General features: G+C 41.4%; 14 protein-coding genes and 1 pseudogene. 11 read left to right on the top strand and 4 right to left on the bottom strand.

Annotation, left to right across the window (positions count from 1 at the left end; all coding sequences use genetic code 11):
- Positions 1–127 precede the first annotated feature (127 nt).
- The 7 genes from C5470_RS06475 to dld all read left to right on the top strand — a co-directional run bounded on the left by C5470_RS06475 (position 128) and on the right by dld (position 11,196).
- A complete protein-coding gene (locus tag C5470_RS06475; RefSeq protein ID WP_166286934.1) occupies positions 128–1,609 on the top strand; it encodes an amino acid permease in 1,482 nt (493 codons plus the stop codon).
- Between the two features lie 308 nt (positions 1,610–1,917).
- Positions 1,918–3,069 (top strand): ABC transporter substrate-binding protein, encoded by a 1,152-nt coding sequence (locus C5470_RS06470; protein WP_207626904.1) that lies wholly within the window; start codon positions 1,918–1,920, stop codon positions 3,067–3,069.
- A 24-nt stretch (positions 3,070–3,093) separates the two neighbouring features.
- Positions 3,094–4,179: a FecCD family ABC transporter permease gene (locus C5470_RS06465; protein WP_166286930.1), complete on the top strand. Its 1,086-nt coding sequence runs from the start codon at positions 3,094–3,096 to the stop codon at positions 4,177–4,179.
- On the top strand, positions 4,176–4,964 hold the full coding sequence (locus tag C5470_RS06460) for an ABC transporter ATP-binding protein (protein ID WP_036849210.1): 789 nt from the start codon (positions 4,176–4,178) through the stop codon (positions 4,962–4,964). The genes C5470_RS06465 and C5470_RS06460 overlap by 4 nt, the downstream gene beginning before the upstream one ends.
- A gap of 372 nt (positions 4,965–5,336) precedes the next feature.
- Positions 5,337–7,310: a ligand-gated channel protein gene (locus C5470_RS06455; RefSeq protein WP_166286928.1), complete on the top strand. Its 1,974-nt coding sequence runs from the start codon at positions 5,337–5,339 to the stop codon at positions 7,308–7,310.
- 592 nt (positions 7,311–7,902) lie between these two features.
- Positions 7,903–9,285: an APC family permease gene (locus C5470_RS06445; RefSeq protein WP_036849217.1), complete on the top strand. Its 1,383-nt coding sequence runs from the start codon at positions 7,903–7,905 to the stop codon at positions 9,283–9,285.
- Positions 9,286–9,480: 195 nt separating this feature from the next.
- Entirely contained in the window at positions 9,481–11,196 is a 1,716-nt protein-coding gene (gene dld, locus C5470_RS06440; RefSeq protein WP_166286926.1) for a D-lactate dehydrogenase, read from the top strand.
- Positions 11,197–11,336: 140 nt separating this feature from the next.
- On the opposite strand, the gene sbcB is transcribed toward dld, so the two are convergent.
- Positions 11,337–12,767, bottom strand: coding sequence for an exodeoxyribonuclease I (sbcB, locus tag C5470_RS06435; RefSeq protein ID WP_166286924.1), 1,431 nt, complete (start codon positions 12,765–12,767; stop codon positions 11,337–11,339).
- Positions 12,768–13,063: 296 nt separating this feature from the next.
- Between sbcB and C5470_RS06430 the strand changes: the two are divergent.
- The 3 genes and pseudogenes from C5470_RS06430 to C5470_RS06420 all read left to right on the top strand — a co-directional run bounded on the left by C5470_RS06430 (position 13,064) and on the right by C5470_RS06420 (position 14,525).
- Positions 13,064–13,544 (top strand): annotated as a pseudogene (locus C5470_RS06430) (Hcp family type VI secretion system effector).
- Entirely contained in the window at positions 13,544–14,050 is a 507-nt protein-coding gene (locus tag C5470_RS06425; RefSeq protein WP_166286922.1) for a hypothetical protein, read from the top strand. The pseudogene C5470_RS06430 and the gene C5470_RS06425 overlap by 1 nt, the downstream one beginning before the upstream one ends.
- A gap of 73 nt (positions 14,051–14,123) precedes the next feature.
- Positions 14,124–14,525 carry a hypothetical protein gene (locus tag C5470_RS06420; RefSeq protein WP_131601537.1) on the top strand — a complete coding sequence of 134 codons (402 nt, stop codon included), beginning with the start codon at positions 14,124–14,126 and terminating at the stop codon, positions 14,523–14,525.
- Positions 14,526–14,620: 95 nt separating this feature from the next.
- Here C5470_RS06420 and C5470_RS06415 read toward each other — a convergent pair whose 3' ends face one another.
- Positions 14,621–14,851, bottom strand: coding sequence for a hypothetical protein (locus C5470_RS06415; RefSeq protein WP_036849223.1), 231 nt, complete (start codon positions 14,849–14,851; stop codon positions 14,621–14,623).
- An 899-nt stretch (positions 14,852–15,750) separates the two neighbouring features.
- On the opposite strand from C5470_RS06415, the gene tmaR reads away from it, so the two are divergent.
- A complete protein-coding gene (gene tmaR, locus C5470_RS06410; protein WP_166286983.1) occupies positions 15,751–16,068 on the top strand; it encodes a PTS system regulator TmaR in 318 nt (105 codons plus the stop codon).
- A 51-nt stretch (positions 16,069–16,119) separates the two neighbouring features.
- Here the strand turns inward: tmaR and C5470_RS06405 are convergent, their stop codons facing one another.
- Entirely contained in the window at positions 16,120–16,752 is a 633-nt protein-coding gene (locus C5470_RS06405) for an SDR family oxidoreductase (protein WP_166286920.1), read from the bottom strand.
- 166 nt (positions 16,753–16,918) lie between these two features.
- Positions 16,919–19,948, bottom strand: a complete 3,030-nt coding sequence (gene rne / locus C5470_RS06400) for a ribonuclease E (RefSeq protein ID WP_166286918.1) — start codon at positions 19,946–19,948, stop codon at positions 16,919–16,921.
- Positions 19,949–20,225 lie beyond the last annotated feature (277 nt).

Here is a 20,225-nt window from a genome sequence, read left to right as displayed (position 1 = left end):
TTACCTGTGTTTCTTATAATTTTCTCTAAATTATGAAGGTATCTTATAACAGCGCTTCCTCGCTATTTTGACAGTGAGGATTTGCTACAATCCGCCATCAGACTTATTTGCAGCTAACAGGAACAGAATGTCTCAACAACAACAAAGTGTTTCCCAGAAACCAGTAGTGCAACATTTGCGCCGTGAATTGAAAGCACGGCATATGGCAATGATTGCCATTGGCGGATCAATAGGTACCGGGTTATTCGTGGCTTCAGGTGCGACGGTTTCACAAGCAGGGCCTGGTGGAGCATTACTTTCCTATGCATTAATTGGTCTGATGGTTTATTTTCTGATGACCAGTCTGGGGGAATTGGCTGCTTATGTGCCTGTCTCTGGCTCTTTCTCAACTTATGGCTCCAAATATGTTGAAGAAGGATTTGGTTTCGCCCTTGGTTGGAATTACTGGTACAACTGGGCGGTGACTATCGCTGTGGATTTGGTTGCTGCTCAGTTAGTGATGAATTACTGGTTACCCGATATGCCGGGCTGGATCTGGAGCGCGCTATTCCTCGCACTAATTTTCCTGTTGAATTTTATTTCAGTGAAAGGTTTTGGTGAGGCCGAATATTGGTTCTCTTTGATTAAAGTCAGCACAGTTATTGTCTTTATTGCGGTCGGATTATTGATGATAAGCGGTATCATGAAAGGTGCGGAAGGCGCCGGATGGCATAACTGGACTGTGGGTGATGCGCCTTTTGCTGGTGGTTTCTCTGCCATGATCGGCGTGGCAATGATCGTTGGATTTTCTTTTCAGGGAACTGAGCTGATTGGTATTGCTGCGGGTGAATCCAAAGATCCAGAAAAAAATGTTCCCCGCGCAGTACGTAAAGTATTCTGGCGTATTCTGCTGTTTTATATTTTTGCGATCCTGATTATCAGTCTGATCATTCCTTATACTGACCCAAGTTTACTGCGTAATGAGGTCGGTGATATCAGCGTCAGTCCGTTTACGCTGGTATTTGAAAATGCCGGTTTATTATCAGCTGCGGCTGTGATGAACGCTGTTATTTTGACAGCGGTGTTGTCTGCCGGTAACTCAGGTATGTATGCCTCTACCCGTATGTTGTTCACACTGGCAAAAGAGGGCAAGGCACCGAAGATTTTTGGAAAATTATCCAAAGGTGGTGTACCGCGTAATGCTTTGTATGCAACAACGGTTGTTGCTGCTTTGTGTTTCCTTAGTTCAATGTATGGTAACCAGACCGTCTATTTGTGGCTGTTGAATACCTCAGGTATGACAGGTTTTATTGCCTGGTTGGGGATTGCTATCAGCCATTATCGTTTCCGCCGTGGTTACATCGCTCAAGGGCTGGATTTAAGTAGACTGCCTTATCGTTCAGGGTTTTTCCCGGTTGGTCCAATCTTTGCGTTTATTCTGTGTCTGACCATCACATTAGGGCAGAATTACCAGGCATTTCTACAAGACAAAATTGACTGGTATGGTGTAACCGCAACTTATATTGGTATTCCATTATTCTTGTTGATTTGGTTTGGTTATAAATTGGTGAAGAAAACTAATTTTATTAAATATAACGAGATGAAATTTCCTGATATCCCAAATAAGTGAATTTGATCATGCTAAATGATGATTAACAGGCCGGCAGGGATCTTGGGAAAAATGTTAATTCGGCATGGTTTTACGGGTTTTTATTTTGATTCACGATTGATTTATTATTATCTTAACGTTTATTTATTGGAGTAAATAAACAGTTATTAATAGAAGTCAGAAGAAACTGCCCATTTTGTAACCGAATGGGCGGTTTTTTATTTTTCATAGAGTTAGTATGAAATTAGTTACTCAATTTACTAAAATCTGTGTAAATAACATTGATAAGTATTCTCGTTTACTTTATTGTTAGCGCCATAATTATTAATATGAAAGGGGCTAGCAAAGTGAAATTTGTATCTCGATCCATTGCAAAAAGTATCAGTATCGGCCTATTGGCGGGTTCAGCAGTCATGGCAAGCTTCGCGTCATGGGCTGAAACGGTCACTGATGTAGCGGGTCGCACTGTTGAAGTTCCTGAGAATATAAACCGTATTTTGTTGGGCGAAGGCCGTTTGTTTCATGCTGTCGCTTTACTTGAAGGAGATAAGCCCCTGGCTCGTATCGCGGGTTGGCAAGGTGATTTCCGCAAATTGGACCCACAGTCCTATGCTGTCTATAAAGCTAAATTTCCTGAAATTGACAAAATTCCTTTGATTGGTAACACCAGTGCTGACAGCGTTAGCGCTGAAAAAGTGTTAACCCTCAATCCAGACATTGCTATTTTTGGCTTATCCGGTCATGGGCCTGGTAAGAACAGTGAATTAGTTACCCAGCTTGAAAAGGCAGGTGTTCCGGTTGTTTTTGTTGACTTCCGTACTGAGCCGTTAAAAAACACGCTCCCGAGCATTCGTATGCTAGGTAAAGTACTGCACCGTGAAAAACAAGCGGCAGAGTATGCTGATTTCTACGAGAAAAATGTCAAATTGGTGACTGATATCACCAGTAAAATCTCAGAAGAGAAAAAGCCAAGCGTATTTATCGACTTGAGAGCCGGCGCTTTTGAAGACTGCTGTGGGACGGCCGGTAATGGTAATTTGGGTAACTTTATCGATCTGGCTGGTGGCAAAAACATTGCTAAAGATGTTCTGCCAGGCGCGCTTGGCAACATGAACCTCGAAAAAGTTATTGCCGTTGACCCTTATATTTACATTGCCAGTGGAGCAAAAGCGCCAGACAGCAATGAACCTGGTGTAAAACTGGGGGCACAATCAACACCTGAACTGGCAAAAGCCAGTCTGAAAACAATGACTGAACGCAAAGGTATCAGCTCGTTGACTGCGGTCAAAGAGGGCAGAGATTATGCTATTTGGCATAACTATTACAACTCTCCATATAACGTGATAGTTGCTCAGGTATTTGCTAAGTGGTTCTATCCTGAACAGTTTGCAGATTTGGACCCACAGAAGACACTGAATGAATTACACAATAAATTCCTGGCAGTTGAGCCATCAGGTGTTTATTGGGTCAGTGAGAAGTAATTAGTAAGATAGGTAACAGAAACAATGAGTGCCACTACCGAGCTTATGCCAACGGTGAAACAACAATCAGATGACAACGGTGTAAAAGCCCATTACCAACATATTTTACGCCGGCGTATCGTGATGATGATGTTCATCTTCCTGGTTATCGGTGTTTCCTTGGTAATAGATTTTACTATAGGGCCATCAGGTTTATCTTTGCAGTCTCTCTGGCAGACTTTAGTGTCACCAGAGAGTATGGATGCGGGTACACGGGTTATTGTTTGGGATATCCGTTTACCTTACGCTTTGATGGCGGTGGTGATCGGTCTGTCTCTTGGGCTGGCTGGTGCTGAAATGCAGACAATTCTGAATAATCCATTGGCAAGCCCTTTCACTTTAGGGGTTTCTCAGGCGGCTGCATTTGGTGCTGCGTTGGCCATCGTGTCAGGTGTTGGTATTCCGGGCCTGCCTGACCAATGGCTCATCTCTGCGAACGCCTTTATTTTTGCTTTTCTGTCAGCGTTGATGCTGGATGGTATTACCCGTTGGACACGGGCTGCCACTTCTGGCGTGGTGTTGTTTGGTATTGCGCTGTACTTTACTTTCAATGCACTGGTTTCCATGATGCAGTTTATTGCAACTGAGGATACCCTTCAGGGGTTGGTACTGTGGACAATGGGTAGCCTTGCCAGAGCAACTTGGATAAAACTGGGTGTTATGTTGCTGGTATTTGCAGCTATATTTCCGATTTCAATGATGAATGCTTGGAAATTGACAGCGTTGCGTTTGGGTGAAGATCGTGCAATCAGTTTTGGTATTGATGTTCGTCGCCTGCGCTTGGGTACATTGCTGCGTATCAGTATTCTTTCCGCTTTAGCGGTTGCATTTGTCGGACCAATTGCCTTTATCGGTTTGGTTGCACCCCATATTGCTCGTATGATGTTTGGGGAAGATCACCGCTTCTATTTGCCTGCCAGTGCACTGATTGGTGCATTAGTGCTGTCTATGACGTCGATTGTCTCGAAGAACTTGATCCCAGGTGTCATTATTCCGGTTGGGATAGTTACCGCATTAGTTGGGGTTCCATTCTTCCTTAGCATAATTTTACGCCATAGGGGGAATGTATGAATCAGGGATTAACGATTAATAATTTTTGCGCGGGCTATCCGAAAAATCCGGTCATTGAAAATTTAAATGTTTCAACGTTATCCCGTGGAAAAATTACGGTATTACTGGGGCCAAATGGTAGCGGAAAATCAACACTTTTACGTTCTTTGGCTGGATTAAATCGCGCAAGCGGGCAGATCTGGCTCGATGGTCAGGATTTGATGAAAATGAATTTTGCCCAGCGGGCAGAAAATGTGGTTTATTTGCCACAAAGTTTGCCTGCTGGTGTTCATTTACATGTGCTGGAATCCATTATTGTTGCGCAGCGGGCCTCCGGTGGGCGTCATTCTGAAACCAGCGAAGAAGAAGTGATGTCTTTATTACGTCAGTTGGGGATTGAACATCTGGCGTTATGTTATTTAGATCAATTATCCGGTGGTCAAAAACAGTTAGTTGGATTGGCACAATCGTTAATTCGTAAGCCAACATTGTTATTATTAGATGAGCCACTCAGTGCGCTGGATTTAAATTATCAATATCATGTCATGGATTTGGTTGCACAAGAAACATATCGTCGTAATATTATTACGGTAGTAGTGGTGCATGATATTAATATCGCTTTGCGCCATGGTAACCATGTATTAATGTTACAAAAAGGGAATTTAATTGCTGAAGGCATTCCTGAACAAGTTATTACGCCGGATAGTTTGGCACAAGTTTATGGGGTCAGAGGCAGAATTGAATACTGTTCTCAGGGTGTTCCGCAGGTATTGATTGATGGCTTGGTTTCCAAGTTAGCCAGTTAGAACCTATTGTAACGTATTGTTTAAAAAAATATTGTTGATAAAACATGGGAATGGACAGCGCATAGAAACCGGAACGGTACTTATAAATAAGTGAGGGATGGGCTATTTCGCTCGTATTATCATGCGCTTAAAAACGATTATTTTTGTCTAGGTAATGTTCAGATCCATTATTTATTGCAAAGAATGAAAAATAAAATAATTTAATGAGATAGGAAAGTCACTTATATTTTATGATCATAAAATATAAGTAAATCTAATAAAAAACAATAAAACCACACAGAGGTAAATATTTTTCCTCGTTATTTGAGCATATGTTGATTATCCATTTTTACATATGAATAAAACATAATTATATTTCTTGGAGAATCGGGAATGGGTGTTTTTAATAAAAGAAAAATCGCGTTAGGAGTTATTGCTGCAATCTCATCTGGCTCTGTTTTTGCGGCCAGTGACAGTAATGACACTATTGTTGTAACTACTGCTTCAGGCTTCCAACAGAAGATTGAAGATGCGCCAGCGTCTATTTCTGTGGTGAGCCGTGAGCAATTGGAAACCAAGGCTTATCGTGATGTGACTGATGCACTGAAAGATGTACCGGGAGTACTTATAACCGGAGGTGGTAGCAGCAGTGATATCAGTATTCGTGGTATGTCATCTAAGTATACTATGATTCTGGTTGATGGTAAGCGTATTGATACCCGTAATACCCGTCCAAACAGTGACGGTTCTGGTATTGAGCAGGGGTGGTTGCCGCCATTGGCTGCTATTGAACGTATTGAAGTGATACGTGGTCCTATGTCCTCTCTGTATGGTTCTGATGCGATGGGAGGAGTGATCAACGTTATTACCCGTAAAGCGCAGAAAGAGTGGAAAACCAGCCTTCGCGCTGATACCACTTTGACTGAACGTAAAAATTCCGGTAACAGCCATCAGAGCAGCATTTATGCAGCAGGCCCGATAATTGACGGACTATTGGGATTACAAGTGCATGGCCTGTATTCTCACCGCAACGAAGATAAATTTATTGGCGGCTTTAACAAGCAGGAAATGCGCAACGGTTCAGCAACTTTTTCTCTGACACCTGATGAACAGAATACTTTTGATTTTGTAGCGGGTCGTTATGAGCAGGATCGTGATTCAACTATCGGTAAGACGCGTGAATGCACGCCAAAATCTTGTGATGATAATGTAAATCGCTATAAACGTAATAATTATTCTATCACCCATAATGGCAACTATGACTTTGGTACCATAAATACCTACATTCAGCGTGACGAGTCAAGTAACCCCGGCCGTGACATGAAATATAATGAGACGGTATTTAATAATCATTCAGTCTTCATGCTGGATGATCATACAGTAAGCATTGGTGGTCAGTATCGTTATGAAGATTTGCGAGATGATGGTAACCAACTGCCTTCAGCAAGAGATGTGAATAAATTAACTCGCTGGAGCTGGGCGTTGGTTGCTGAAGATGAGTGGCAAATGACTAATGATTTTGCTCTGACTGGCGGCATCCGTATGGATAAAGACGAAAACTTTGGTGCACACTGGACGCCTCGTTTGTATGGTGTGTGGCATGCGGATGAACAATGGACGATTAAAGGTGGTGTCTCCACGGGTTATCGCTCACCTGATCTGCGTCATGTAGCCCCGAATTGGGGACAAGTAACAGGTGGCCGTTTCTTGAAGGGCATGATTTTAGGCAATTCAGATCTTAAGCCAGAGAAAACGGTTAGTGAAGAAATTAGTGTTATCTGGAACAATCAGGATAACTTTAATATTGGTATAACTCTCTTTAATACAGATTTTAAAGATAAGATCACTGAAATTAGAGATTGTGATAAAGACAGCGCTAAACCATGTGCTCCAATTAATGGAATAAATTATGACTTTATTAGTAAACGTGAGAACGTTGATAAAGTAAATATGCATGGTGTGGAGGCGACAATGAACTGGGATATCATTGAAGACTGGTCGTTGACAGCAAACTACACTTATACTGATTCAGAACAAAAAAGTGGGGATTTCAAAGGTAAGCCACTGAACAAAACGCCTAAGCATATGGCAAATGCGACTTTGAACTGGCAGACTTTACCGGAAATGAAAACCTGGACGCGCGTTAATTTCCGCGGCAAAACTTCGGATTACTTGTTACGTACCCGTATGGACAAGGGGACTCCATCCTATACCTTTGTGGATATCGGCGTTAGTTATAATTTGACTAAAGAGTTACGTGTGCTAGGTGGGGTATACAACGTATTTGATAAACGTGTTACTGAAGAGAATCATGGTTCGGTACTGGATGGCCGTCGTTATAACATTGGTATCACCTACGACTTCTGATAATTAGTTTTAGCTATAATGTGCTATAACCCCCTTGTTTGTTTCTGGCAGGGGGTTTTGTTTTTTTACTTCTACCTGCAAAAACTGAATGGCAATCCGTTTTGTGTTGTGCTACAACTTAATGCATGTCAAAAGAATGTATATGACATAGTTAAATTCCATAGCGTGATCAATTTGTGTGGTAAAAAATAATGGGCTTTTAGTGCGGTGACTATTGCTATTTCAAGTCTTCAAGTGCAGAATTCGCCCACTGGAAAATAACTGATGCGTTTATATGTGTCGGTTATTTTTTTTGCTTAGACTTATTTTTTACTATACTAGAGGCCGGATTCTGAGCCGGATAGATAATTGGCCCACGAGCAACCATAACGAGAATCGGTTGCCGTCATGAGGAACGCTAATATGGAGCAATTATTCTCTTTCGCACTTGTGCCAATTGGCGCAAGCTGCTGTGTTGATGACTACGGAGCGTTGAGCTCTGCGTATAATCCAGCCTCTAATTCCACTGCCTATAGGCAGAAGCGAAGTCTTCCCAGTAACTGTCGATTAAGTAGTACCGTAACACGAATCGAAGTTATGGGAGGTTTCGCTCATGTCGCATGATACTGTAATTCCAATTGGCACCAACCAAACTGGTGCGAACAATCGTGTTCAACTCAGAAAAACACTGACCTTAGTTCAGGTGGTGATGATGGGGCTTGCTTATCTGCAACCTACGACCATCTTTGATACTTTCGGGATTGTTTCTGGTTTGACTGACGGTCATGTAGCAACATCTTATGCTATTGCTTTGATCGCAATTCTGTTTACTGCCCTAAGCTATGGGAAATTGGTAAAACGTTTTCCTTCTGCCGGATCTGCATACACTTATGCACAAAAATCCATCAGCCCTCATGTTGGCTTTATGGTGGGTTGGTCATCGTTGCTGGACTATTTGTTCATGCCGATGATAAATATCTTGTTGGCGAAAATTTATCTCCAGGCCATTTTTCCCGGTGTAGATCCGTGGATCTTCGTTGTAGGTTTGACGTTTCTAATGACCGTTTTTAACCTGCGTGGGATTAACGTTGTTGCTAATCTCAACACAGGTATTGTTATTGTTCAGGTTGCAGTTATGCTTGTATTCGTGGGCTTGTTGATCCACGGCGTATACAATGGAGAAGGCGCAGGAACTTTATGGAGCGCAAGGCCATTTACTTCTGAAGATGCTCATTTAATCCCGATGATTACCGGGGCAACGATTTTGTGTTTTTCATTCCTTGGGTTTGATAGCATTAGCACGTTGTCCGAAGAGACGCCGAATGCAGGCAAGGTGATCCCGAAAGCGATCTTCCTGACGGCATTAATTGGCGGCATCATCTTTATTATGGTTTCTTATTTCTTACAGCTCTATTTTCCTGATATCTCTCGGTTCAAGAACCCGAATGAAGCTCAGCCAGAAATTATGCTGTATGTAGCGGGTACTTTATTTCAGTCCATCATTATGGTGTTCTCTTGTGTCACCGTTTTGGCTTCTGGTATGGCGGCTCACGCAGGTGTTTCCCGTCTGCTTTATGTTATGGGGCGTGATGGTGTATTTCCTGAGAAAGTATTCGGCTATGTGCATCCGAAATGGCGAACTCCGGCAATCAACGTATTGCTGGTCGGTCTTGTCGCGCTGTCCGCAATGATCTTTGATCTGGTTACTGCAACGGCTCTGATTAACTTTGGCGCGCTGATAGCATTCACTTTTGTAAACTTGTCGGTCATCTCTCAGTTCTATATTCGTGAACGTCGTAACCGTACACTGAAAGATACAATCAACTTCCTGGTATTACCGGTGATTGGGGCTTGTACTGTTGGTGTGCTGTGGATGAATCTGGAACAAAGTTCTATGGAGTTAGGGCTGACTTGGGGAGCAATTGGTTTGATTTATATGGTATTCCTGACCCGCAGCTTCCGTCAGCCGATGCCTCAGTGTTCTGAAATGGTTTAGTATTCGGTTTGAAAAAGAATAACGGCACCGAATTTGGCGCCGTTTTTTTTATGTTTCCCATTGTTGCAATAATTCAGAATAAGAATCTTAGGAAAAAAAACAGGGAGGTAGTTTGCAGATAAGAAAAATTTCAACGGTAAATGGAGAAAAACAATCTATGCTCTGAGAGGCGATTAAATTATAGAGGAAGAGACTATGAATGATGCAAAGACCTCTCAAAATCAACAACTCATCACTGCCCTGACCAATATTGTCGGTAAATCTCATATCCTGACTGCTCCCCATAAAACGGAACGTTATCGTAAAGGTTTTCGCTCCGGCCAAGGTGACGCTTTAGCTGTGGTATTTCCCGGTTCGCTGGTGGAACAGTGGCGTGTGTTTAAAGCCTGCGTTGAAGCAGATAAAATCATCTTGATGCAAGCGGCTAACACCGGTTTGACCGAAGGTTCTACACCAAATGGTAAGGATTACGACCGCGACATCGTGATCATTAGTACGTTGCGCATGAATAAAATACAGATCCTGAAACAGGGCAATCAGGTAGTCGCGCTGCCTGGCAGTACATTGTGGCAACTTGAACGTGCTCTTAAACCTCTGGGACGCGAGCCGCATTCCATTATCGGCTCTTCCTGTATTGGTGCTTCTGTGATTGGCGGTGTCTGTAATAACTCCGGCGGATCTTTGGTTCATCGTGGGCCAGCTTATACTGAAATGGCGTTATACGGACGAGTTAATGAACGTGGTAAACCAGAATTGATTAATCATCTGGGTATCTGTCTGGGAGAAACACCGGAAGAGATCCTCTCTTGTCTGGAAGGACAGCGTTACAGTGAGCAAGATGTAGAATATGGTCAGCGTAAAGCGTCTGATTATGAGTATGCGCAACGAGTACGTGACGTAGATGCTGATACGCCATCTCGTTTTAATTCTGATGAACGCCGTCTGTTTGAAGCCTCAGGATGTGCAGGTAAATTGGTTGTGTTTGCGGTTAGGCTTGATACTTTCCCGGCAGAGCCTTTATCTCAGGTATTTTATATTGGTACCAATCAAACTGATGTATTGACGGAATTGCGGCGCCATATATTAGCGAATTTTCGTCATTTACCGGTGGCGGGTGAATATATGCATCGGGATGTTTTCGATATTGCAGAAGTTTACGGTAAAGATACATTCATTATGATTGATAAGCTTGGTACGGATAAGATGCCAGCTTATTTTACTTTGAAAGGGAAAATGGACGCTATTTTCAACAGGATCCCATTTTTACCTGCCAATATTATTGATCGAATGATGCAAGGGTTAAGTCGTTTACTTCCTCCCCACTTACCTAAGCGTTTGAAAGAATATCGTGATCGGTTTGAGCATCATTTGATATTAAAAATGTCTGGTGATGGGGTTGAGGAAGCTAGAAATTGGCTGGAAAGTTATTTCAGCCGGGCAGAAGGGGATTTCTTTGCTTGTACACCGGATGAAGGCGCTAAAGCGTTCCTGCATCGTTTCTCCGCGGGTGGTTCAGCGATCCGTTATCAAGCCGTGCATAGTAACGAAACGGAGAATATCCTTTCGCTTGATATTGCTTTGCGCCGTAATGATCGTAAATGGTTTGAACAGTTACCACCGGAGTTTGATGATGTATTAGTGCACAAGCTTTATTGTGGACATTTTATGTGCCATGTGTTCCATCAGGATTACATTGTGAAGAAAGGTGTGGATGTACATGCTCTGAAAGAAAGAATGATGGAACTGCTTGATAAACGAGGCGCAGAATATCCCGCAGAACATAATGTGGGTCATCTGTATCAGGCTAAGCCTCAACTTAAAGCTTTCTATCGAATGACCGATCCTACTAACACTCTTAATCCAGGCATTGGAAAAACATCCAAGCTGAAAAATTGGGATGGGGAATCTTAATGTTAATATTCTCAGCATTTACAACGCTATGCTGATGCTAAGAAAGTTTAAATCTGTCAGAATGAATGAAAATTATCCTGTTAACAAGAAAGGCGAGTAGATATAGCTCGCCATTCTGTGCTTATCCGCTATTTGCCTAATTATCCAGCCAGTTTCGCTGCATATTCCATTAATGCTTTAAGTTGATGGCATTTTTCTTCGTTGCCTTGATGTTCAATAAAGAGCTGTTCAATGATAAAGATATATTCACTGAGCTTGTCCTGAGTTAATACATCTTGACGATGACGCAACCAGCTTTGTTGTTCATCATAAGTCAGAGTAGCAGGGTAGTTTCTGGCTCGATAACGGAATAACAGCTTTTTAATCCTTGGATCCTGAAAAGTCAGATCTAGTGCAGGTAAATTCTGAGGTAATGTTTCACGGATAATATTCATTGCTGTTTTATCTGCATCACTAAAAAAGCCATTGTACAGTTGAGCGTCAACATTATCTGATTCAGGGAAAGGTTCGGCCTCAGCAAAGAGTTCTACAACTTTTTCTCTGATTTGTGGATTATTCCGCAGAATAGCGAGATTTCTTTCACAATGATCACGATCCAACCCAAGACGTTCAGCATCTTCTGTTCTTAAAGTATTATCAGGTGCGACTATCGGACACTTATTAATATGAACCAATTTGACAGGAACTGAGGGCTGATCGGGCAGCAATTCATCATGGCGGGTATATAGGCGTTCACGTAAAGCATCAGCATCCAACTCCAGTAAAGGTGAAATATCTCTTGCCAAATCGCACATGATAACGGCATTCCGATTTACCGGATGCCAGGCAAGAGGTGCAACCAGGCTGGTATTGCCGCGGGCAGCGCCAAACATACCGGAAACATGAAGCAGTGGTTTCATTTGAGGGATATCAATGAGATTGCTGACTTTCTGCTTATTTCTCAACTGAAAGAAATAATTGAACATCCGTGGTTGTGCTTCTTTAAGCAATTTTGCCATGGCAATCGTGGCGTAAACATCGGACATTGCATCGTGAGCATGTGAATGCTCAACGCCATTTGCCTTCGTCAAATGTTCCAGTTTAAAGCTGGGCAGACCCTCTTCATTTTTTGGCCAGATAATACCTTCGGGACGCAGGGCATAACAGGCACGTAATACATCAAGTAAATCCCAACGGGAATTACCTTTTTGCCAGCTATAAGCGTATGGATCATAAAAATTGCGGTAAAAAATATTCCGGCTGACTTCATCATCAAACCGGACATTGTTATAACCGAGAATGCAGCTGTTCGGCACACTGAACGCGTTATGGATTTGACGGGCAAATTCCGCTTCGTTGACGCCTTTTTCCAAGGCAATCTGAGGCGTAATTCCTGTAATCATGACCGCTTCTGGTTGAGGGAGATAATCATCAGCAGGTGAACAGTAAATAACTAACGGCTCTTCAATAATATTGAAATCCATATCGGTGCGGACACCGGCAAATTGAGCCGGTCTGTCCAATGCGGGATGTTTACCGAAAGTTTCGTAGTCATGAATATAGAAGTTGGGTTGTTCGCTGCTGTTTTTCATTGTTGTTCAATGTCCAATGAGGTTAGTTAATTATTTGTTTTTTCTGCTTTTTAGAGAGGGGAATGATATTTTGTCCAGAAATGTAGGTAATCATTGCTTACTATCTTAGAGAATCCATGTGATTGCAATATTATATCCATATTTTCCTACTTTCTGCGCCACGATGGGATGTCAGTTATTAACATTTTTGGGGCTTGGAATAAATTATTGTATGTTTTTAGAACATTTATCCTTGACAATATTGATCTGCCTACTGCAGTATGCATTAAAGTATTGAAATGATAAATGAGGTGAATATGTCAAATTTAATTTATTTAACGATTAAAGGTCAAAACCAAGGGTTAATTTCTGCGGGTTGTGGCAGAAGAGACTCAAATAGGTATCAAAGCGCAAAATGGGCACGAAGAGCAGATCTTCGTCTATAGTCTGCAACATCTTATGACTCGCAAACAAAATGTTTCACATCATCCGGTAATTATCACTAAACCTATTGATAAAGCTTCTCCTTTATTAGCAAAAAGCTTGGATGATAATGAAAGGTTAGAGTGTTTTCTTGAATCTTACCGTACCAGTGAAAATGGTGGACTTGAGCTTTACTATACAATTCGTCTCGGGCAAGCGTATATTGTTAGTTTAAAATCAGACCACCCGCATTCATTAACCAGTAATCATATGATGCCACAGGAAATTCTTTCAATGGTATATACTAATATTACTTGGAATAATGTAGCTTGTTCAACAGGTGCCTATAGCATTTGGGATGAAAGGGTTTTTTAATGGACGGGGCTAAAGAAATTGCTGAAAAAATGGTTGCAACAATTGACGATGACAGTAGCTGGCTTACTGGGTTTGCCGAAGGGGTATTAGATATTCCTGTGGATTTTTATTATCTTGGTTATGATTATCTTGATACTGAGCATAGATGGGATAATGAAAATGACAAATATCGTTTTGTTGGATTGATAAAGTCGGAAGCTATTACGCTTAATAATCTTGAAAGGATTATTCAGATTATTTTTGAGGATTACTTAGGTAAACTTAGTGAAGAGCAAAAGCAACGATTAATCGAAACGAAAGTTGGGAAAATATTTGGAGGTATTGTTGCAAAATATGTCATCTTTAACGGACAGCTCGGTGCTTTTTTTGGCACAAAATGGTTTACGAAATTTGGGGGTTCTCTAGCATTTACTACAGTTTTGGGGCTTGGGGCAGTATCTAGGGCGATCTATACTTCTAGGGAATTAGCTCAAACAAACCCGAGCTTATATATGTTATTAAGGTGAGAAGGTAACTTGGATTTACTCTATTTTTTGGTTGAGAGTAAAATGGAGTCATATGTCAGAGCGTTAGAGGCGTATGAAGAAGATCGCAGTTTATTTAATGCGATATTTAATGAATTCTCCGCAGGACTGGATAAATGCTGATGGCGATAATAAGTATATTGATGAAAATAGTGATGCATATAATTCAAGGGATAATTGGTGGGGTGAGTGTATTTTCAGTTATGGGATTAGTTTATTTTACCTTGATGTCAACATTAGAAAATCGATATCAGTATGCGATAGTTGCGGGTACATGCTTGGCGTTTTCTGCTTTTATTTTCTACATAACAGAAAAAATAAAAGAAAAATGCCAATTATTTCAGTAAATTTCAATGCAGATATAATAAGAGATAGAGATATTAGGGGGTGTTATTATTTACTATCTTACATCAGGTCAGCACTTTTACCAGCTAATTACAAATGTATTCATCAGTGAATAAGATATAAAACATAATAAACTGATATGCAGTACCTTGGTAATTTCCAAGGTACTAAAGTAGAAGGGTATAAGCTCCTGTTATATCTGGTTTTTTAAGGATAATTAATTTCTTGAAAATGCTCATTAATACGCTCAATATATTGATCTTTTAAATCAGTTTCGTATTGGATTCTTTCAAGCAAATTCGTTCTATTGACACTATAGAATGGCCTAATAGAAAGGCCATTTTTGGGATGGATTATTTTTATAATCGGAATTTTTGTTCTACGGGCATAGCCAAAGGATATTTCGTAACCATCTAAATCAAAAGGGATTTTTTTCATCACTTAACCTAATCTTCGTCATGTTTTTCGTCGATTTTAATACTGTTTCAGTAATAAGGAATTTTTTATTTTATTATTAAGATGAATATCACAAATATAGTCATTTTTGAGATGTATTTAAATAATAAACTAATAAACTAATAAACTAATAAACTAATAAACTAATAAACTAATAAACTAATAAACTAATAAACTAATAAACTAATAAACTAATAAACTAATAAACTAATAAACTAATAAACTAATAAACTAATAAACCAATAAACTAATAAACTAATAAACTAATAAACTAATAAACTAATAATTATTTCTGTTATTGTTGCATGTTTTTATTAAAATGAATTCTTTGAAAATCATATTTGTTACTATAGTTAAGGTTATACAAGGTATTTGTTATCTAAAGCGTTAATAGTGTCACATGAAATCAATAGTTTTTATTTTATTGATAATTGGCTTAGTGCTTTTATTTTCAGATAAAGTGAGATTTATTTTATAGTTTCTCACTTAATTTCCATGAAATAGGATAAAAATAATTATCACATATAAATCTTTTCTCTGATAGATATATAATTCCGTTTTTAGGCCATTGTAGCGATTATAGTGATTAACAAACATCGAGCCTCGGATCTAACTGTGGTAAGAAATGAAGAGGGCAGGGAAGAAAAAACGTGTGTTTCTACCAGTGAAAGATTGACTGTTTGTTATTCATCTACATTGATCTATTGCTTGCGATTAATCAACTTGCTGAATTTTTCAGCGAAAAACAGGAGGCTAGCAGGTTGTTGTAATCAATTAAAATCAATAAAGAATGGAAACTGACTTGTCTATTCATGGCTTTAGCCTGTATTGTGTGATCAGATTGGATAATTTGTATGTTTGGGTTAAAGAAAGGTATGAAAATGGATAACGTAAATAAACTGTCATTCAACAATGTGTTGGAGTTTGTGCGTATGTTTCGCCGTAAGAATAAGTTACAGCGCGAGATCGTGGATAACGAAAAGAAAATACGTGATAACCAGAAACGTGTTTTATTGCTTGATAACCTGAGTGAATACATCAAGCCGGGTATGTCAATTGAGGATATTCAAAGTATCATTATGAACATGCGTAGTGATTATGAAGACCGTATAGATGATCACATCATTAAAAATGCGGATCTTTCCAAAGAGCGTCGTGAATTGTCTAAAAAACTAAAAACAATGGGTGAACCCAAGTAATATCATCAGATAACCAATAACCACGCATGATTGCGTGGTTATTATTAGTGATTACGCAGCAGCCCAATCAGGTTTAAGTTCTGGATCAATCAAAGCATAAATCTGCTGATATGAAGATTCCTCTTCTGCCATTATTGCCAGTTGATGCGCAACATCTTTGCGGCTGACGACACCATGAATGTCATTCTGATATCGTTGGCAATGGCCTGTTCCTGGTTTATCTGTTAATCCGCCTGGGCGGATAATTGTGTAATTCAGAGAGCTAGTTTGAAGGTAGCTTTCTGCCATTGATTTGCGTCGGACAGATTGACCAAATAGTGATTTAGCCCTGGGTGACAGGGTTTTCCAACCTTCTCCACAACCTATTGATGTGACCAGTAACATACGTGTTATTCCGGTTTTCTCAATGGTATTAATGATAGTCATATTACCGAAGAGATCTGAATCAACTCCACCAATAGTAGAAAACACAATTGCTTCTGAACCGGCATTTAATACTGCTTCTTCGACATTCATAGCATCACAGGCATCACCATGTATCACTTTGACACCCAAGGCGCTGAGCTCAGAAGCCTGCTGAGAATTGCGGATAAGTGCAGTTATGGGACGTTTTTGTTGCAGTGCGATAGTGACTAAATGGCGTCCAATCCCGCTACCTGCACCAAAAATAAGCCACGGTTTCATAAGTTGTACTCCAGATCAAATAATAATGAGTCAATAGGATGATGAATTGCTTAATTTTAAATCATCATACAGATGGAATGAAATTAATGACAAGTATTTTCGTGGGGGCAGAGGTAAAAAAATGGCTCCTAAAAAAGAGCCATTTTGCTAATATTAAATGATATTGTTATTCAAAAGACCGCGGTTTAGCCATTGGGGAAGTGGCTGCGTTAGTGGCTGAATGACCTCCAGCACCTCCTTTCCCTTCGAAATGAGAAAAAGGGCGTTGCCACTCGTTGATAACAATAGATTGTTCGATCATCTCTGGAGCGGATGCTTTGGTCATCGGCGCGTAAGCATGATGAATTTTGACTATAGCAACAGGTTGTGTAATTGTTTCATCTTTACTCTCTTCACCAGTAACCACTTCTGCAATTTCTTCAGAAACAACAACTTCTTCTATCTTTGGTTGCTGTTCAAATTCAGGCGTAACTGGTGTTACCGCAACAGATTCAATAATTGACAGCTCTTGTTGTACTGATTCAGTTTGTTGCAGAACAACATCATTTTCTTCTGCAATGGCTGCTTCAGGTTTAATTTCATCCGGATAAACTTCCGATACCTCTGCTACCTTCGGCGATTCAGTTATGGTTGGTTCAGATTCAGCTACAACGATTATCGCAGATGCTGTTGCTGCTATTATTGGCAGTACCTCATTTTGTTGTTCGACAACAGAAATTTCTGTGGAAACCGGAATTACCGGATAGCGAACCCAAACTTTGCCGGAAGCCATTTCCGGTGATGCAACAGCCAGCGATAATGGTACCGGTGATTGAGGTAGATTTCTCTCATCGCGGTAACGGCGGCGGCGTTGACCACTAACGCGCAGATGGCGAGGTGAGCGGCGAGAGCGGCGTGGCATCACACTGTCTTGTTGCTCTTTATTTTCAGTCTGTTGTTGTGGCTGAACCGTTTCTACTTGCATGTCAACCAGTGCAGGTAATGGTTCTTCTGTAACAACAGGTACAGGCAGTGGAGTGATCGTTGTCATTTCTTTCACTTCATCTGTGATACGAATTTTCTGCTCAAGCTGACGACGCTGGCGGCGTGGTGTAACCGGCAGACGTTCTTCAACCTCACTTTCAACGATTTCGGGCTTCTGGGTTTCAAGTTGTTGCTGGCGTTTTTCTTCCTGACGACGGCGTTGACGTTCTGCACGTTGCTCACGACGTTGCTGCTGTTGGCTTTCGCGAGCAGCGATATCTATCGTCGCGTTGTTATCTTGAACACCATTTTTCTGCTGTGTATGACGGTTTTTCCGTTGTTCGTCACGGTCGCGGTTATTACGTTGCTCATCACGTGGGTTATTATCATCACGATCTTTGCGTGGATTCTGGCGGCGCTGATTGCGTCGTTCAGAAGCGCGACGGTTATCATGACCAGACGATTTATTGTCTTTTTTCTGTACTGGCTCTTCTTTTGCGCTGAACATTTTTTTCAAAGCAGTAAAGATGCGGCTTAAGAGGCCAGGTTGTTCCGTTTTAACCTGAGCAGGGTGGTTAGGCTTTTTCTCCTTTGCTTTATGTGATGGTTGTTGTGCCGGCGTATCGGTTGGTAAAGCAAAAGCAGAAATAGCGGGCTGCTCAGGTCGTTTACGTTCAGGTTGGACATCTTCTTGAGGATTCGCCACTCCAGTTTCATGAAGCTGAGGAAGCAGATAACTCAGTGTAGAAACTTCTTCACCTTTACGCACGCGCAAAACAGAGAAGTGCGGTGTCTGCATTTGATCGTTAGGAACGATCACCACGCCAACATCCCCCTGACGGCGTTCAATTGCACTGACTGCCTGGCGTTTTTCGTTTAGCAAATATGAAGCGATTTGTACTGGAACAATGGCATGTACTTGATGCGTGTTCTCTTTCAGCGCTTCTTCTTCAATCAGGCGTAAAATGGACAGTGACAGGGATTCATTATCACGGATAGTTCCTGTGCCACTACAACGCGGACAAACATGATGGCTGGATTCACCCAGCGATGGACTCAGGCGCTGACGGGACATTTCCAGCAGACCAAAGCGGGAGATACGACCAATTTGAATACGGGCGCGATCCTGACGGACAGCATCACGTAAACGGTTTTCAACTTCCCGTTGATGGCGTACGGGTGTCATATCGATAAAGTCGATAACAATCAGGCCACCAAGGTCACGCAGACGTAACTGACGGGCAATTTCATCCGCTGCCTCAAGGTTGGTATTAAACGCTGTTTCTTCGATATCACCCCCGCGTGTTGCACGGGAAGAGTTGATATCAATCGCGGTTAATGCTTCTGTGGTATCAATAACGACAGCCCCACCTGATGGCAGGCGAACTTCGCGCTGGAACGCAGATTCAATTTGGGATTCAATCTGATAATGGCTGAACAGAGGGACTTCACCACTGTACAGTTTAATTTTGCTGGTAAAATCCGGGCGGCCGAGCGCAGTGATATGCTGTCGTGCCAGATCGAGAATTTTGGGATTGTCGATTAAGATCTCACCGATATCCGGGCGCAGATAGTCACGGAAAGCACGGACGATGACGTTGCTTTCCTGATGGATTAAGAATGGGGCGGAACGGTTTTCCGCCGCCTTTTTGATAGCTTCCCAGTGTTTGAGGCGGAACGATAAATCCCATTGCAGGGCTTCTGCGGATTTACCGACGCCGGCAGTGCGGACAATCAGTCCCATTCCTTCAGGTACTTCTAAAGAGGCCAGGGCTTCTTTCAGCTCTGTGCGGTCATCTCCTTCGATACGGCGGGAAATACCGCCGGCACGAGGGTTATTAGGCATGAGTACCAGATAACTGCCTGCCAGACTGATAAATGTGGTTAATGCAGCCCCTTTATTACCACGCTCTTCTTTATCGACTTGAACGATAACTTCCTGGCCTTCCTTAAGAACATCTTTGATATTAGGTCGACCGTGAGGGTGATAGTTGCTGGGGAAGTATTCGCGGGCTATTTCTTTAATAGGAAGGAAACCATGCCGTTCAGCACCATAGTCAACAAAAGCGGCTTCCAGGCTAGGTTCAATTCGGGTGATTTTACCTTTGTAGATGTTTGCTTTTTTTTGCTCGTGTCCTGGACTCTCGATATCCAAATCATAAAGGCGTTGCCCGTCAACCAGAGCAACACGCAACTCTTCTTGCTGAGTTGCGTTGATTAGCATTCTTTTCATTGTAACTTACTCATTATTTTTTACATTAGTTATAGAGCCACGGGCAAATATAGATGAGCTACTGATAACCGATGGTCTCGTGTCTTTTACAAATCCGCCAACCTCCCGGTTATCGTTTGTATAGAGACGCATATTTTCGGCGAGCCTGAATTTTCACTTAAAAAACAGCACTCTTTTCTAGGAATAATCTGCAAATATGAATGAAGCGGATTTGATCCAATTCCAGTAAGCTGCTACCCGTAGCCCGCTAATTATTTGATTCCCCAGTACGTCTTAC

The organism is Photorhabdus stackebrandtii (assembly GCF_011189495.1).
Classification (GTDB): Bacteria; Pseudomonadota; Gammaproteobacteria; order Enterobacterales; family Enterobacteriaceae; genus Photorhabdus; species Photorhabdus khanii.
Note: the sequence above shows the minus strand (reverse complement) of the source record. Positions and strands in the feature narration are given on the sequence as shown.